The following is a 14,459-nucleotide window of genomic DNA, read 5'->3' as shown; positions in this document are numbered from 1 at the left end:
GGGTGCACCTCCTACCAGTGAGGATGTGCTCGTTCACGAACTAGCTAACACAACCTGCCGGAAATTCACCGGATCTGGTGGACGTCCCACCCGTCGGGCAGCTCGGCCAGCCCCTCCACCGCCGCGGTCCACAGGTAGGTCCAGGCGATCCGGCCGTCGGGCAGCACGACCCGCACGCGGCGGTAGTCCCCGCCCTCGTACTCGTCGAGCAACGGCAGCGCGTCCTCCGGCGAGCGCAGCCGCAGCACGAAGCCGGGCACGCCCAGGCCGGCGCCGGGACGCAGGGCGGGATAGCCGAGGCCGGTGTCGAGGAGCGTGCCGGGCAGGTGGATCGCCTCCGACTCCACGACGTGCGGCTCCATCAGGTGCCAAGCACTTGCGCCCGGCTGCAGCGTGCCGTAGACGAACAGCAGCTCCGGCCAGTCGTCGGCACACGGGTCGCCGTGCACCTCGGTGACGTCCAGACCGTCCGTCGGTGCGGGGCGGCCACCCAGCCTGAGGGCGTGCCGCTGCGAGAGGTCCGAACACGCGACCATGCGACCGTTCACCAGAATCGGCATGCGCTTCTTCGAACCGGCCGTGTACGCGAGAACGCTGTCGACGACTCCGCCGTTGTAGAGCACCACACGGCCCGTGTGCAGGCGTACAAGGCGGTAACGCAGTCCACGGCCCTCGCAGCGGTCAAGGACGCGCAGCTGCTCAGCAGTGGCGAACCAGACGGAGTGCTCCTCGACGACTCCGGGGGCGGCCGCGAGCGTCGCCGGACGCTGGCCGTCGCGCGCACGGGTGCCGTCGCACCACACGGCGGAGATGCCCTCGCAACGCGCGCGCAGCACGACCGCGGGGCCTTCGAGACCGAGCTCCTGGCGGAGCCAGGTGACCTTGCTGGGGTTGGCGTTGGAGCCGTAGCCGAGCACCGGCATCCGGGCGGCGAGGGGCGGTTCACCTCGGCCGATGAGCCATTGGTCTAGATCGATGTTGTCCGGCTCAACGCGCCAGCCCGACTCCATCGTGAGGTCCGGGCGCACTGGCCAGCCGGTTTCGTCGACGTGGACGAAACAGTGGTCTGGACGAGTGCCCGGATAGGGCTCCGCCGGATGGCTTTCGTCGGTGAACGGTTGGGCCATTGGTCCATTGTGCCAAGGTTCTGGCCCATTTGGCGCCCCCTAACCGTGACCTACCCGAGGTCTATCTCGCTTTTCTCGGGATTTAGTGAGGATCTTCACTGCGCAAACGGGTGATTGATCCGATGTATACTGCTAGGCACTCCGGTCATGCTCAGGACATGTCATAGCGTTCTTGGGATTCGGTGACCTCGGCACTGTGCTCGCCGATCCACGAGGCGAGCGCCACGAGGTGGTGTGCGGCGCCCTTGCCCAGCGGCGTCAGCGAGTACTCCACGTGCGGCGGGATGACCGGATAGACCTCGCGGTGCACGAACCCGTCGCGTTCCAACGTCCGCAGCGTCTGGGTGAGCATCTTCTCGCTCACCACCGACTGCAGCTCGCGGCGCAGGTCGCTGAACCGCCACGACGAGCCGTCGTGCAGCACCTGGAGGACGAGCACGCCCCACTTGCTCGTGACGTGCTCCATGATCGCGCGCTCCGGGCACATCGTGACCTGCATGCTCACCTCCGAGTCAGTACCCCACTCCAAAGTGGGTACTTACGAAAGGTTAGCGCTAACCCTAGCTTCGACGCCATGACGATCCTCATCACCGGAGCCACCGGACAGCTCGGCGGCGGCGTGGTCCGCCACGTCCTCGCCCGCACGGACGAGCAGGTCATCGTGTCCGTCCGCGACCCGAAGAAGTTCGACGTCGAGGGCGTCGAGGTGCGCCAGGGCGACTTCGACCACCCCGAGACCCTCGACTTCCGCGGCGCCGACAAGCTGCTGATCGTGTCCGCCGAGGCGCCCGACGCGCAGGCCCGCATCCAGCAGCACACGAACGCCATCGCCAAAGCCGTCGAGCACGGCGTCGGCCACATCTTCTACACGAGCCTCACCGACGCGGACACCTCCACGGTCGGCGTCGCCGTCGTGCACAAGGCCACCGAGGCCGAAATCCGCAAAACCGGCATCACGTACACGTTCCTGCGCAACGGCATGTACCACGAGAACTACCTCGGCGTGCTGGCTGGCGAGACCGTCGCGCTGTCCACCAAGGACGGCCGCGTCGCCAGCGCCGCGAGGGACGACTACGCCCTGGCCGCCGCCGTCGCGCTGACCACGCCCGGCCACGAGAACCAGACCTACGAGCTCACCGGCTCGACCAGCTGGTCGTTCCCCGAGCTGGCCGGCGACCGGTTCCAGGACGTGAGCGACGAGGACCTGATCGCGGGCGGCCTGCACCCCGTGCTGGTCGACTTCTTCAAGGCCATCCGGGAGGGTGTGTTCGCGCAGGTCCGTCCGGACCTGGAGAAGCTGATCGGCCGGCCCAGCACGCCGATCGCGGTCTAGGAACGGCGCAGGAACGCGTGCCAGGCGGAGGTGCTGAAGGTCAGCACCTCACCGGCCGCGTTCTTGGAGTCGCGGACGAGCGCGTTGTGGGCGAGGGACACCTCGACGCAGGCACTGTCCTCGCTGCCGCCGCTGTGGCTGCTCTTACGCCATGCGCGGTCCTCGGTCATCGAAACCCTCTCGCGGCAGGCTGATGTACTCCATCAGCTTCTCCCGCGATTGTTCCTCATCCAACGCGACCTGCTGCAGGCGATCGAAGGTCAACCTGATCCGCGCGATGGCTCCCGGCTCCTGGACGAACACCTTCGCGAGGTCCGAGTCGTTGAACGCAACCGGCAACGCCTTCTCGAACTCCCACAGGATCAGTCCGGCCGAGATGGCGGGCACGTCGGCGGGCACGATCCGGATCAGGCGCACGTTGAAGAGCAGCTGGAGGTACTGCTCCTCCATGACCTGGTCGTCGCCGAACCGTTGCCGCAGCGCGAGTTCGTGGATGTAGAACACGCAGGCTGGCCGATCGTGTCGCCGCAGCACCGCCTGGCGGTCACCCCTGATCCGCACGAGGGCCGGAATCCGTTCCTCCACGACGAGTCCGGTGTGCCGGTAGATGCCTTCCGCATACCGGTCGGTCTGCAGGAGGCCGGTGATGGTCAGCACGTCGTAGGAGGTGATCGTCGTGGCAGTGGCCTCTGCCATCGCAACTGTGCGGAGGTTTTCCGGTACCAGGACGACGTACTCGTCGAACGCGCGTTGGTAGCGGCGCTTGAAGTCGTCGAAGTACTCGGTGTCCTTGCCGCAGATCGTGAGCATCTGGACCAGGTCGACCTCGCTCGGCCGCACCTTGCCGTTCTCGATGTTGGACACCTTGCTCGGATCCCACCCGAGGCGGACGGCGAGGGCGCGGCCGGTGAGGTTCGTGGTCGACTCGCGCAGCCGCCGCAGCTCGTCGCCGAGATCCCGGCTGTACGCGGTCGAAGGTGTCGTGGGCGCCATACCAAGAACGCTATGACTAGGACTTATTCCAAGATACGGGCTCGTTCGGGTGAAAACGGCCTACGTGAACTCGGGGTGCGCCTCCGGGTGCGCGTCCCACCACTTGCGGTAGTCCGGGTTGCGGTCGAGCACCGACCGGTAGGCGTCGGCGGCGCACGCGAACACCTCGTGCGCCCGTCCCGCCACCGGTGAGTCGCGCCGGGTCGCCACGAAGATGTCGGTCATCAGCGGCATCCCGCGCAGCCGGCGGATCACGATGCCGTCGCCGGTGCGCGAGGGTGCTGCCGCGAACGAGACGGCGCCGCTCGCCACCAGGCCGCGGGCCATGCCGGCCTCGCCGGTGTGGTGGGTGAGCCGGGGCACGAACCCGGCGTCCGCGCAGGCCTGGAACATCTGCATCCGGTTGCCCTGCTGCTGCGCGGGCGGGGTGACCCAGTCGCGGTCGGCGAGCTGGGAGAGCTCGATCTCCTCCTGCTCGGCCAGCGGGTCCTGCTCGGACACCGCGACGAACGACGGTTCGGTGACCAGCCGGCGCAGCTCGATGCCCGCGAGGTCGCGCGAGGGCATGCCGTCGAAGAACTCGAACAGCGCCACGTGGATCTGCCCGGCCTCCAGCATGTCCACCACCTCCGCCGACGAGCCGCGGGCCTCCGCGCGGACGTCGGCGTTGAGCTGCTTCAGGTTCTCCACGAGCTTCGCGAAGTACAGGAACGACACGCTGCCGAAGAAGAGCGGGCCACGCCGGTCCGACTCCCTCGTGGTGCTCATCAGCTGCGCCATCTCGTCGAGCACCAGCCTGGCCGTGCCCAGCACCCGCCTGCCCATGTCGGTGGGCACGCAGCCGTTGCGCGTTCGGTCGAACAGCTGTCCGCCGACCAGCCTCTCGACCGTGCGCAGCTGCGCGGACAACGCGGGTTGCGTGAGGCCGAGCCGCGTGGCGGCCCTGGTCACGCTGCCCTCCTCGGCGATGGTCCGTACCGCGCGAAGATGGCGGAGCTCCAGCTCGGGCATAAAGACCTTGTATCCCGGTTCTGTATGAGCCGCCACCCTTCAAACGGGTCATAGTGGTCGCACGATCTTCCGGCCCGGCACTTGCGGCAGTACCGGGTCCGGCGCGGGAGGGTGCGCACCCCTTCAGGTTCGACGCTGCTGCCGGGCACCCTGCACGGCTCGGCAGCGGCGTCGAATCCAAGGATCTCGGCGTCGCAGGGGAGGCGCGCCGGAGTCTCCGTTCCTTTTGCAGCCTGGACCTCACGGCGGACCTCCGAGGTCGAGAGTCCTGGTGGGGCGGAGACGGCCACCCCGCGCCCGCCCGGCCGGCCCCAGGGACCGGGGTCGGCTGTGGCGGGCTCAGGCGGGGATGACGACGGCCGCGCCGGTCACGGCGACCCTGCGGTCCTCGCGGGTGGCGTCGACCTCCAGCCGCGACGGCCTGCCCATGTCCTCGCCCTGGCTGATGACGAACCGCTGCGGTCCTTCCAGGTCGCGCAGGTAGCCGCCGAACGCCGCGGCCGCGGCACCCGTCGCCGCGTCCTCCACCACGCCACCGACCGGGAACGGGTTGCGCGCGTGCACGAGCTCCGGCGACTCGCGCCAGAACAGGTGCACGGTCGTCAGGTCGTGTTCGAGCATCAGGTCGCGCAACGCGTCGAAGTCGTAGTCGAGGTCCGCGAGCTGCGCCCGGCTCTTCAACGGGATCAACAGGTGCCGCGCGCCGCCGAAGCCGACGTGCACCGGCCCGTCACCGATTTCGCGGTACCGCAGGGCGGCCAGCGCCCGCGCGACGAGCTCCGGGTCGGCTTCGGCGCTGCTGGTCGGCACGCTGGTGAGCGTCGCCGTGTCGGCCGCGGTCTGGATCGTGATCTCACCGGCCCGCGTGTGGAACGTCAGCGGCCCGTCGCCGAGCCGTTCGGCCAGCGCGACGGACGTGGCGATGGTGGCGTGCCCGCAGAACGGCACCTCGGCCTGGGGGCTGAAGTAGCGGACATCGAACTCGCGCGGGCCGTTCGGGAACACGAACGCCGTCTCCGAGTAGCCCACCTTCGCCGCGATCGCGAGCATCTCCTCATCGGTCAGCTCGGCCGCGTCGAGCACGACACCGGCCGGGTTGCCGCCCGCCTGGTCTGTCGTGAACGCGCTGTAGCGCAGTACCCCCGTGTCACTCATACCCCGGTCCAACGCGTAACCGTGCTGAAGTCTTCCGAACAGGTACCTGCTGGTGAAGTAGGTCAGGCCGATCTTCTCCAGCACCCGCCCGGACGCCACGTTCTCGGCCTGGTGACCGGCGACCACCCGGTCCTTGAGGGCGAGTGCCTTGTCCCGCAGCGCGGTGGCGACCTCGGTGGCCACGCCCCTGCCCCAGTGCTCGGGGTCGATCCAGTAGCCGATCTCGATCTCGCCGGGGGAGTCGAGCATCTGCCCGAGCCCGATGACCTCGCCGTCCTCGACGACGGCGTGCATGCCGAAGCCGTGCTCGTCCCAGTGCCGCAACGCCTGCTCGTGCCGCCGGCCCACGTACTCCGGCGGCCACGGCTTGCCGTTGCCGACGTACTCGGTCATCCGCGGGTCGGACCCCCACCGCAGCATGTGCTCGAAGTGCTCGTCCTGCCACCGCACGAGTTCCATGCCGACCATGGTGCCCCAGGCCGGCGCCCGGTCAGGGGAGCTGGATCAGGGGAGCTGGGGCAGCAGTCCCTCACAGCTGCGGACCACGACCTGCGCGGCCCGCCGCTGGCCGTTGGGCGCGTGCGGGTCGGCGGCCTGCGCCTGCCACCGCACCAGCGCGTCGAGCAACGCCTCGCGCTGCTCCCGCTGGTCGGCCTCGTAGTCGAAACCCAGCCGCGCCAACGAGCTCGTGCCCTCCGCGCCGACCAGCCGCATCGCCTCGGCCTGCAGCTCGGCCGGCATCTTCGTGCGCCCCGACTGCAGCGCGGCCACCAGCCGCAGCTCGCGGAAGTCGTGCGCGGAGGCCACCACGCGTTCGAGGTCGGTCATCAGCCTGCGGGCGGTGGGCCGCGGTTCCACCCGGAACAGCACGTCCAGCGCCAGCAGCGCCGACCGGGCCTTGAGGACCTCGCGGCGTTCGGTGAAGTGCACGGCGACCGAGTCGCGCAGCTCGCCCAGACCGCTGCGCTGCACGAGCTGGCCGGTCAGCTTGACCTGCGTGTCGAAGCCCTGCCGGATCAGCGCGGTGACCAGCCGGACGCCGAAGATCCCGAACCTGCCCAGCAACGCCTGGCGCACCGCCGGTTCCATCGGCACCGGGAACTGCTCGCCGACGAACCGGTCCGCCGACAGCAGGTGGTCCTCCAGCTCCTCGCGGCCGAGCGCCGACAACGCCCGCAGCGCGGCGAACTCGTCCTCCCGCAACGTCCTGCCCGCCACCGCGAGCAGCCCGGCGACCGAGACCACGTTCTGGCACAACGGCTGCACCGCCACGTCCTTGCGGTAGCGGCGGGCGATCTGCTTGGCCGACGACAACGCGTCGATCCGCCCGGCACCGATCTCGTCGGCGCGGGCGAGCACCGCGACCGTGTGCACGGCGGCGCCGCGGGCGATCGGGTGGTCGTTGGCCGCCTGCAGGAACTTCAGGTCGTCGTCCTGCACGTGCCGCATCAGGTACAGCAACGCGTCGGCGTCGCCCAGCACCTGCTCCGGCGTGGCGGTCGACGGGGTGTCGATCAGGATGACGTCCCGCAACGTCCGCGCCGGCCACTCCACGACCACCCGGTCCGCCCGGTCGACCTGGCCGATCTCCACGTGCTGGCGGTGGTTGCGCCTGGTCACCGCGACCTCGTGCGGACGGCTGGGCCCGGAGAACACGTGCGCCCGCGCCTGGGAGCCGCCGCGGTACCAGACGAACGAGTCCAGCGGCGTGAACTCGTCGCCGATCAACGCGTTGACCACGGTGGACTTGCCGATCCGGGACCGGCCGGCCACCGCGATCCGCACCGGCTCGGTGTAGCGCTCGATCTGGGAACGCAGCCAGGCCGTGGCACGCGGGCTGTCCCGGTACACGGCGGAGGCCTCTTGCAGCATCGACCAGACGACGCGGTCCAGGGTCACGCCGACAGCTCCATGACCGGGCCGCCCAGCGCCTGCACCCGCTTGTAGAGGGTGACCAGCTTGTCGAGCTCCTTGCGGCCCTCGCGCAGCCGCCGCTCGCGTTCGGTCTGGTCGTCCTGGATGGCCCGCTTGGCGCTGCGGGCCGACTCCAGCAGGGTCTCCTGGAACTCCTCGGCCAGCGTGCTGAAGTGGGTGCGCAGCGCGCGCTGGATGTGCCGGCCGGAGTCGCGGACGTCCTTGGAGAACTTGGCGAAGAAGTCGTCGACGTGCCGCTGGGCGGCGGCCTTCGCGGCGGCCTGGCGGCGCTTCAGCCTGGCGTCGCTCTCGTCCAGGATCGACTTGCCGCCGAACAGCGCACCCGCGCCGAGCGAGATCACGTTGATCAGCGGCATCCCGGCGAGCGAGGTGACCAGGCCGAACATCAGCAGGCCGCCGTAGGAGCCGCGCAGACCGGTGAAGAGCTTCTGCGGCACCGAGAACGGCTCGATCTTGGGCTTTTCGAGGCGGGACACCGGTTCCAGCAGGTCGTCGGGCAGCACCGAACCGGGGATCAGGTCCTCGCGGTAGACGGGGAAGTTCTTCGCGACCTTGGCGGCCACCCACTCCGCGCGTTCCATCAGCCAGGCGAAGTTCGTGGTGGCGGCCTCGTTGAGGTTGTCCTCCAGCCACTGCTCGAACTTGTCCCAGCCGATCGCGGGGTCGGCCTCGTCGTAGGTCTTGTCGACCTCGCGCAGGATCTTGCGGGTCCGGTCGCGCAGGTCGTACTCGACGTCGGAGATCAGGTCGGCCATCTCGTCGTTCAGCACGTTCTGCCAGCGGGCGGACCTGCGCCGCAGCTCGTCGACCCGGCGCTGGGCCTCCTGCAGCGTCGCGATGGTGTCGGCCGTGCGCGACGAGTCGTGCGCGGTCAGCTCCTCGCGCAGCGGCGTGACCAGCTGCGTCAACGCGCTGGAGGCGACCACGGCGACCGCGCGGCGGGCCAGCAGGTCGGCGGAGGCGACGATGTCACGCTGCACGCACGCCAGCAGCTCCGGGAAGCCGGACTCGGTGTTCAGCTTCTGGTCGCCGGTCTTCGCCGCGCGCAGCCGCAGGGCTGACGAAACGGGGATGAGCTTGGCCGGCACGCCCGCGCGTTGCAGCAGCACCTTGTTGCGCTCCACGACGGCACGCCAGCCCGGCACCAAGTCGATCTTGGTGACGACCACGGTGACGTTCGGGCAGGCCTGCATGACCTTCTTGAGCAGCACCATCTCGGCGTCGGTGAGCTCACCGGTCGCGTCGGACACCAGCAGCACGGCGTCGGCCTGCATCAGCGTGGCGAACGTGCTGGCGGTGTGCGCCGACCGGGTGTCACCCACTCCGGGGGTGTCGATCAGCACCAGGCCGTTGTCGAGCAGCGCCCGCGGGATGCCGACCTCGGCCCGCACCACCTCGCGGGCCTGCGGTGTCGAGACCTGCTTGGTGACCTGCTCGATCGGCACGGCGATGCGCTCGGTCGGCACGTGGAAGATCGAACCGCCGGCGGAGGCGTTGCGGACCAGCGCGGCCGAGGGTGTCTCGGCGTGCTGCACGTAGGTGGGCACGGTGGTCGTGATGTCGTCGCCCACCGCGCAGACGGGGGCGTTGATCAGTGCGTTGACGAGCTGGCTCTTGCCCTGCTTGGACTCGCCGACGACCAGGACGCGCAGCTTGGGGTCCAGTTGCTGGGCCCGCTTCTCCCGCAGCCGGGCCTCCAGGTCGGGTCTCCGGTGCGTGGCGCAGGCCCCGATCGTCTCGTCCAGCACGTCGAGCCATGGCGGTGCCATCACGTGACGCATAGTGCCGTGTTCACCCCCTTGGGTGAAAGCCTGGGCCTGAAGACCGGTTGCGAACCGGCGAGACGCGGCCGGTCGGCGCAGGCGGGTGACGTTGCTCACCGGCCGGTCCGCGGAGCCGGAGACGGGCCGGAGAAACGGGGCCGGAGAAACAGAACCGGCCCTGTCCGCTGGGGACAGGGCCGGCTCCGCGCGCGGGAGGGAAGATCAGCCGAGCAGGCCGTCGAGGCCCAGGTCGCCGACGACCGGCACGTTGTGCGTGACGTTGCCGAGGGTGCCGGTGACGCCGCCGAGCACGTCGCCGACGCCCGCGGTGTCGCCGGCCAGGCCGGTCGCGGAGTGCACGACACCGGTCGCGGTGCCGGTGACGCCGCCGAGGACGTTCTCGGCCGAGTCGACGGTCTCGACGGAGTGGACGCTGAAGTTGCCGCCGGCCAGGTCGTTCACGCCGGAGACGTTGAGGACCTTGCCCAGGCCGGCGTCGCCGCCACCGACCGCGCCGAGCAGGCCGTCGGCCAGACCCGTCACGCCGCCCAGCTGGCCGAGCACCGAGTCGGTGCCGGGGACGACCGCGGACACGGTGGTGAGCGCGGTCGAGTCGACCGTGGAGACGGTGGTGTCGGCCACGTCGAGGACGGAGCCGGTGACCGGGGAGGTGGTCTGGTCGAGGACGCTCGCCACGTCGCCGACCGCGGAGAAGTCACCGTCGAGGCCGATGTTGGTCGAGGTGTACTCGCCCAGCGTCTTGTTGGCCGCGATGATGTTGAGGCCGTTCTCGTCGGCGGCGAGCACGCCCGCCGACGAGGTGTGGATGTCGCTGAGCGACAGGCCCGACGAGGTCAGCTGAGACGCGACCGCCTGCAGCTGGCTGATGGCGCCGAGCGGGCCGTCGGCGAGGAGCTCGTCAGCCGGCAGGTCCAGGTCCACCCCGTCGACGGCGGGCAGGCCGTCGATGTCCGGGACCAGGTCGAGGACCAGCGGGATGACCTCCTGGACGTCCAGGGCCGTGATGTCGGCCAGGCCGGCCTGCTCCAGGGTGCCCTGGGCGTCGTTGGCGAACGCGGCCTTGAGGGCCGGGTCGCTGAGCAGGTTGAGCACGAAGTCGTGGAGCGTGCCGGGCGACGACATCATCGAAGGTTTCTCCTGTTGCGAACACGGGTAGGCGTATCAGTTGGGGCTGTCGCTGAACGTAGGAGAGCCGCACTCCACGAACATCGGGGATAGCTCCCAGTGAATCCCCGTTCCCCGATGGGGTGACGCTCGTTGACCCCCTAAGGGGTTAGGGGCATCGCTTGAGCGTGCTTCCATCACCCGTGTAGGTACTGGTCGCTGCTGCGAACAGGTGAGGAAGAGACGTGTCGTACGTACTCGGAGTCGATGTGGGGACCACCCGCACCACGGCTGCGGTGTGCCGTCTCGAGGGCGGCAGGGACGCCGAGATCGTCCTGGTCGTTCCCTCGTTGCTGCAGCTCACGGATGCGGGGACATTCTCGGTCGGCGAGGTCGACCCCGTCGGCTGGACCGCGTCCGGCTTCGCCCGCAGGGTGGGGGACGCGGTGCCGTTCTCGCTGGGTCCCGAGGTGGTCCCGGCCGAGGAGCTGACCGCGTTGCTCGTCATGTGGGTCATCAACGACGTCGTCGCCCGACAGGGTGAACAGCCCCGGCACGTGGCCGTCACCCACCCGGCCGGGTGGGGCCCCTATCGCCGGGGACAGCTCCACGGGGCCCTGCGGCAGGTCGGGGTGCACGACGTGACGCTCGTGCCGGAGCCGCTGGCCGCCGCGGAGAACCACGCCGTGCGCGCCCGTGTGCTGCCCGACTCGACGTTGGCGGTGTTCTCGCTGGGCAGCCACGCGTTCTCGGCCTCGGTCGTGCGGCGGACCCAGGGCAGGACGTTCGAGCTGGTCAACCACGTCGAGGGCGTCGACCAGCCGGTCGGCGGCGACCTCGACGACGCGCTGGCGGCGCTGGTGCGCGGCCGGCTGGGCAAGGACGCGTTCGTGTCGGTCGCGGAGTGCGAGGCGGCCAAGCGCGCGTTCGGGCCGTCGGTCGTGGTGGCCGGGGTCGAGGTGACCCGCGACGAGTTCGTCGAGGAGATCCGGCCCGCGGTGGACCAGCTGGTCGCCACGTTCGTGCGGGCGGCCGGCGCGGTGCAGCCGGAGGCGGTGCTGATGGTCGGCGGTGGCGTGCGGATGCCGGTGTTCGGCGACGCGCTGTCCGCGACCGTCGACTGCCGGGTGCTGGCCGAGGCCGCGCCGGAGCACTCCGTCGCCAAGGGCGCCGCGGTCGCCGCACGGCTGGTGGTCGTCGGCCCGGAGGCCGAGCCGGAGCCGCTGGACACGTCCGTGCTCGTGCACACCCGCGAGGCGTCGTTGCGGTTCCCGGTCGGCGAGGTCGCGCAGGCCGACGACGAGGAGTTCACCGCACCACCACCCCGCCCGCCCGTGGACGTCTCACCGCTGGAGCTGCCGCCGCCGCGGTCCAAGCGCATGACGCGGGTGCTGAAGCCGACCGGGCGCCGGTCCGGCTCCCGTTCCGACTGACTTCCCCCACTGCAGAGGATGGCCGTTGAGCGTGACCACGCGAGCCCGACTGGTGCTGGACGACTCCGCCCGGGGTGTCCTCGACCGGATCAACGACTCGTCGCCGGGCACAAGCCTGCGCGTTGTCGTTGCGGCTCCAGGAGGTCACGGCAAGACAGCGTTCCTCGGTGAGATCACGAACCCCGCCGTGCGGGTGGTCGATGACGCTCACCTGCTGGACGACGCCGCCTTGCGCGCGTTGGCCGCGGAACCGTTGCTGGTGCTGGCATATCGTCCGTGGCCCCGTCGTGCCGCATTGGCCGAGCTGACCCGTGGCGCGGTCGTGGTGCCGTTGGCGCCGTTGTCGAAGGACCAGGTCCGCGAGCTGTTGCACGCTCCTCGCCCCGTGGTCGACTTCGTGCACGCGCAGACCGGTGGCGTACCGGCGTACGTCGAACGGCTCGGCGCGGCGTCCGAGGTGTCCGCCGAGGCGCTGTCGGCGTTCCGCGGCGACCTCGACTGGCTCGACCCCGACCTGCAGAAGTTCCTGCTGGCCGCCGAAGCGGGTGCGGCCCAGCGCCTCGACCTGCTCTCGGCGTTGCTGGACAAGGACTTCGACGAGGTCAGCGACATCATCGAGGCCGCCCGCGCCACCGGCCTGCTCGCCGAGGACGGCACGCTGCTGCCCCTCGCGTTGAAGGCCGTCGGCGCTCTGACCCGCACCGAACGCCGCATCGCCGTCCGCCAGCGCCTCGCCCAGCTCCAGCTCGACCGCGGCGGCCCGGTCCTCGACCTGGTCCGCCCGCTCGTCGGCACCGGCATCGGCGGCCCGGTCTTCGCCGCCGCCGCCGCGAGGCCCTGTCCTCCGACCCGGCACTGGCCGCCCGCCTGTTCAAGGCCTCCACCGGCGGCGGCACGATCCCGTCCGACACCGCCGCCCAGTGGGCCACCGCCTCCGCCATGGCGGGCGACCTGGACTCCGCTCTCCGCCTGGCGGACCAGATCATCAGCGCCCGGACTCCCGCACCGCCGCACCGCCGCCGAGGTCGCCGCCGTGGCACTGGCCCACCGCGGCCAGCTGGCCCGCAGCACCGAGCTCTTCCGCTGGGCCGCCACCCCTACGCCGCCGCGTTCGCGGGCATCGGCGCCCTCGGCACCGGCACCCCCGCCGACGACACCCCGGCCCAGCCCCCGACCCTGCTCGGCGGTGCCGCCTCCCTGATGCTGCAGGGCGTGCGCCTGTCCGTGGCCGGCTCCGACACCGCCGCACTGTCCACTTTGGTCCGCGCTTCCTCCATGCTGGAACCCGCCGGCGGCGCCGTCCTGCTCCCCGACAGCCCGGCGTCCCTGGCCGCACTGGTGGCCATCCACTGCGGCGAACCGAACGTGGCCGAGTCAGTCCTCGACCGCGCCGTCGAAACCGGCACCGGCGGCGTCCTGATGTCGGTGCGCCACAAGCTGTTGCAGGCCTGGCTCCACATGCTCCGCGGCAACCTCGCCGTGGCCCGCGAAACCCTCATGTCCGTCCGCGGCGCCTTCGAACCCCGCGACTGGATCTTCGCCGTGGCCCTCGAGGTGGGCGTGGCCCGCCGCAACAGCGACCTCGCCACCCTCCGCCGCACCTGGGAACAGGCCTGCGAGGCCGTCCTCCGCCACCCCGTCGACCTGTTCTCCCTGTTGCCCCTGGGCGAGTTCGCCGCCGCCGCGGCCCGGTTGCGCGACCAGGACCGCCTGGCCCCGCATTTGTCGCAAGCCGTGTCGTTGCTGGAGGCGTTGGGCAACCCGCCCCTGTGGTCGACCCAGCTCCACTGGAGCCTCCTGCACGCCGCGATCATCGACGACGACCACACCGCCGCCGAGGAGCACGCGGCGGTGCTGGCTTCTTCCAGTGACCACAGCCGTTACTGCGCGATCATCTCCACCGCCGCCGAGAGCTGGCTGGACGTGGTGGCCGGCAAGGTCGACGCCGACCGCGTCGAGGAGGCGGCCCGCAGCCTGCACGCCGTGGGGCTCTGGTGGGACGCGGCCCGGCTGGCGGGCCAGGCGGCGATCCGCACCTCCGACCGCCAGGCGATGGTGCGGCTGCTGGACTGCGCCCGGTTGCTGCAGGGACGCCCGGTGTCGGCCCGCCGGGTGACCGAGGACGCGCCCGTGGTCGTCGAGGACGCGGGGAAGCTGAGCGAGCGGGAGCGGGAGGTCGCGCAGCTGGTGCTGGAGGGGATGACGTACAAGCAGGTGGGGGACCGGTTGTTCATCTCGGCCAAGACGGTGGAGCACCACATGGCGAGGATGAGGCAGCGGTTGGGGAGTACGAGCCGGAGTGATCTGCTGGCGCAGTTGAGGCACATCGTGGGGACCGGCGCCTGAGCGCGCCCCCTCCACAGCCGATCCACCCACATGAACCAATCGACGGCCTTCGCCACCCGCCCTTCCATGAGGAAATTGCTCCGATCGAGCGATCAAATCCTGTAACGCACCGAGGTCGCGCCTCGCCCGATGAGGCGAACGCCGCCGCGCATTGGGACGATGTGGTTTGCTGGCGGTAGGCTTCCGCACCGTTGCTCGTCGAGCAGGTCAGGTGGATCGATTGCCGAGCCAGGACGAC

13 protein-coding genes are annotated in these 14,459 nt (G+C 70.5%); 4 read left to right on the top strand and 9 right to left on the bottom strand.

Translation table 11 applies throughout. The features are described 5' to 3' along the window. Window positions 1–65: 65 nt before the first annotated feature. Both BBK82_RS11135 and BBK82_RS11130 read right to left on the bottom strand, forming a co-directional pair. Window positions 66–1,127, bottom strand: coding sequence for a gamma-glutamylcyclotransferase family protein (locus tag BBK82_RS11135; RefSeq protein ID WP_065914937.1), 1,062 nt, complete (start codon window positions 1,125–1,127; stop codon window positions 66–68). A gap of 151 nt (window positions 1,128–1,278) precedes the next feature. Continuing rightward, window positions 1,279–1,626 carry a winged helix-turn-helix transcriptional regulator gene (locus tag BBK82_RS11130; RefSeq protein WP_065920979.1) on the bottom strand — a complete coding sequence of 116 codons (348 nt, stop codon included), beginning with the start codon at window positions 1,624–1,626 and terminating at the stop codon, window positions 1,279–1,281. 75 nt (window positions 1,627–1,701) lie between these two features. On the opposite strand from BBK82_RS11130, the gene BBK82_RS11125 reads away from it, so the two are divergent. After that, entirely contained in the window at window positions 1,702–2,460 is a 759-nt protein-coding gene (locus tag BBK82_RS11125) for an NmrA family NAD(P)-binding protein (protein WP_065914936.1), read from the top strand. Here the strand turns inward: BBK82_RS11125 and BBK82_RS47445 are convergent. The 7 genes from BBK82_RS47445 to BBK82_RS11095 all read right to left on the bottom strand — a co-directional run bounded on the left by BBK82_RS47445 (window position 2,457) and on the right by BBK82_RS11095 (window position 10,463). Continuing rightward, entirely contained in the window at window positions 2,457–2,630 is a 174-nt protein-coding gene (locus BBK82_RS47445; RefSeq protein ID WP_071812576.1) for a DUF397 domain-containing protein, read from the bottom strand. The genes BBK82_RS11125 and BBK82_RS47445 overlap by 4 nt on opposite strands. Beyond that, a complete protein-coding gene (locus BBK82_RS11120; RefSeq protein WP_065914935.1) occupies window positions 2,605–3,453 on the bottom strand; it encodes a helix-turn-helix domain-containing protein in 849 nt (282 codons plus the stop codon). Before BBK82_RS11120 ends, BBK82_RS47445 begins: the two co-directional genes overlap by 26 nt. Window positions 3,454–3,513: 60 nt before the next feature. Continuing rightward, window positions 3,514–4,404, bottom strand: a complete 891-nt coding sequence (locus BBK82_RS11115; RefSeq protein ID WP_237048134.1) for a LysR family transcriptional regulator — start codon at window positions 4,402–4,404, stop codon at window positions 3,514–3,516. 399 nt (window positions 4,405–4,803) lie between these two features. Next, entirely contained in the window at window positions 4,804–6,078 is a 1,275-nt protein-coding gene (locus BBK82_RS56225; protein WP_170067901.1) for a PhzF family phenazine biosynthesis isomerase, read from the bottom strand. Window positions 6,079–6,123: 45 nt separating this feature from the next. Then, window positions 6,124–7,518, bottom strand: a complete 1,395-nt coding sequence (locus BBK82_RS11105; protein ID WP_065914933.1) for a P-loop NTPase family protein — start codon at window positions 7,516–7,518, stop codon at window positions 6,124–6,126. Continuing rightward, the gene (locus tag BBK82_RS11100; RefSeq protein ID WP_083267912.1) at window positions 7,515–9,323 is read right to left on the bottom strand and encodes a dynamin family protein; all 1,809 of its coding nucleotides are present in this window, start codon (window positions 9,321–9,323) and stop codon (window positions 7,515–7,517) included. Before BBK82_RS11100 ends, BBK82_RS11105 begins: the two co-directional genes overlap by 4 nt. 216 nt (window positions 9,324–9,539) lie before the next feature. Continuing rightward, complete coding sequence (locus BBK82_RS11095) at window positions 9,540–10,463, bottom strand: IniB N-terminal domain-containing protein (protein WP_065914931.1); 924 nt, start codon at window positions 10,461–10,463, stop codon at window positions 9,540–9,542. 224 nt (window positions 10,464–10,687) lie between these two features. Here BBK82_RS11095 and BBK82_RS11090 point away from each other — a divergent pair, with 224 nt between their 5' ends. The 3 genes from BBK82_RS11090 to BBK82_RS53970 are packed head-to-tail and all read left to right on the top strand — an operon-like array spanning window position 10,688 to window position 14,221. Further along, window positions 10,688–11,875, top strand: a complete 1,188-nt coding sequence (locus BBK82_RS11090) for an Hsp70 family protein (protein WP_065914930.1) — start codon at window positions 10,688–10,690, stop codon at window positions 11,873–11,875. Window positions 11,876–11,906: 31 nt separating this feature from the next. Continuing rightward, window positions 11,907–13,076 (top strand): hypothetical protein, encoded by a 1,170-nt coding sequence (locus BBK82_RS53975; RefSeq protein WP_237048133.1) that lies wholly within the window; start codon window positions 11,907–11,909, stop codon window positions 13,074–13,076. Between the two features lie 11 nt (window positions 13,077–13,087). After that, window positions 13,088–14,221 (top strand): helix-turn-helix transcriptional regulator, encoded by a 1,134-nt coding sequence (locus tag BBK82_RS53970; protein ID WP_237048132.1) that lies wholly within the window; start codon window positions 13,088–13,090, stop codon window positions 14,219–14,221. Window positions 14,222–14,459 lie beyond the last annotated feature (238 nt).

Source organism: Lentzea guizhouensis, assembly GCF_001701025.1.
Lineage (GTDB): Bacteria > Actinomycetota > Actinomycetes > Mycobacteriales > Pseudonocardiaceae > Lentzea > Lentzea guizhouensis.
This window is presented reverse-complemented; position numbering and strand designations above follow the sequence as displayed.

Coding starts and splice junctions, on each gene's coding strand:
- BBK82_RS11135 (WP_065914937.1), bottom strand. CDS start 1,127: ATGGCCCAACCGTTCACCGACGAAAGCCATCCGGCGGAGCCCTATCCG.
- BBK82_RS11130 (WP_065920979.1), bottom strand. CDS start 1,626: ATGCAGGTCACGATGTGCCCGGAGCGCGCGATCATGGAGCACGTCACG.
- BBK82_RS11125 (WP_065914936.1), top strand. CDS start 1,702: ATGACGATCCTCATCACCGGAGCCACCGGACAGCTCGGCGGCGGCGTG.
- BBK82_RS47445 (WP_071812576.1), bottom strand. CDS start 2,630: ATGACCGAGGACCGCGCATGGCGTAAGAGCAGCCACAGCGGCGGCAGC.
- BBK82_RS11120 (WP_065914935.1), bottom strand. CDS start 3,453: ATGGCGCCCACGACACCTTCGACCGCGTACAGCCGGGATCTCGGCGAC.
- BBK82_RS56225 (WP_170067901.1), bottom strand. CDS start 6,078: ATGGAACTCGTGCGGTGGCAGGACGAGCACTTCGAGCACATGCTGCGG.
- BBK82_RS11100 (WP_083267912.1), bottom strand. CDS start 9,323: ATGGCACCGCCATGGCTCGACGTGCTGGACGAGACGATCGGGGCCTGC.
- BBK82_RS11095 (WP_065914931.1), bottom strand. CDS start 10,463: ATGATGTCGTCGCCCGGCACGCTCCACGACTTCGTGCTCAACCTGCTC.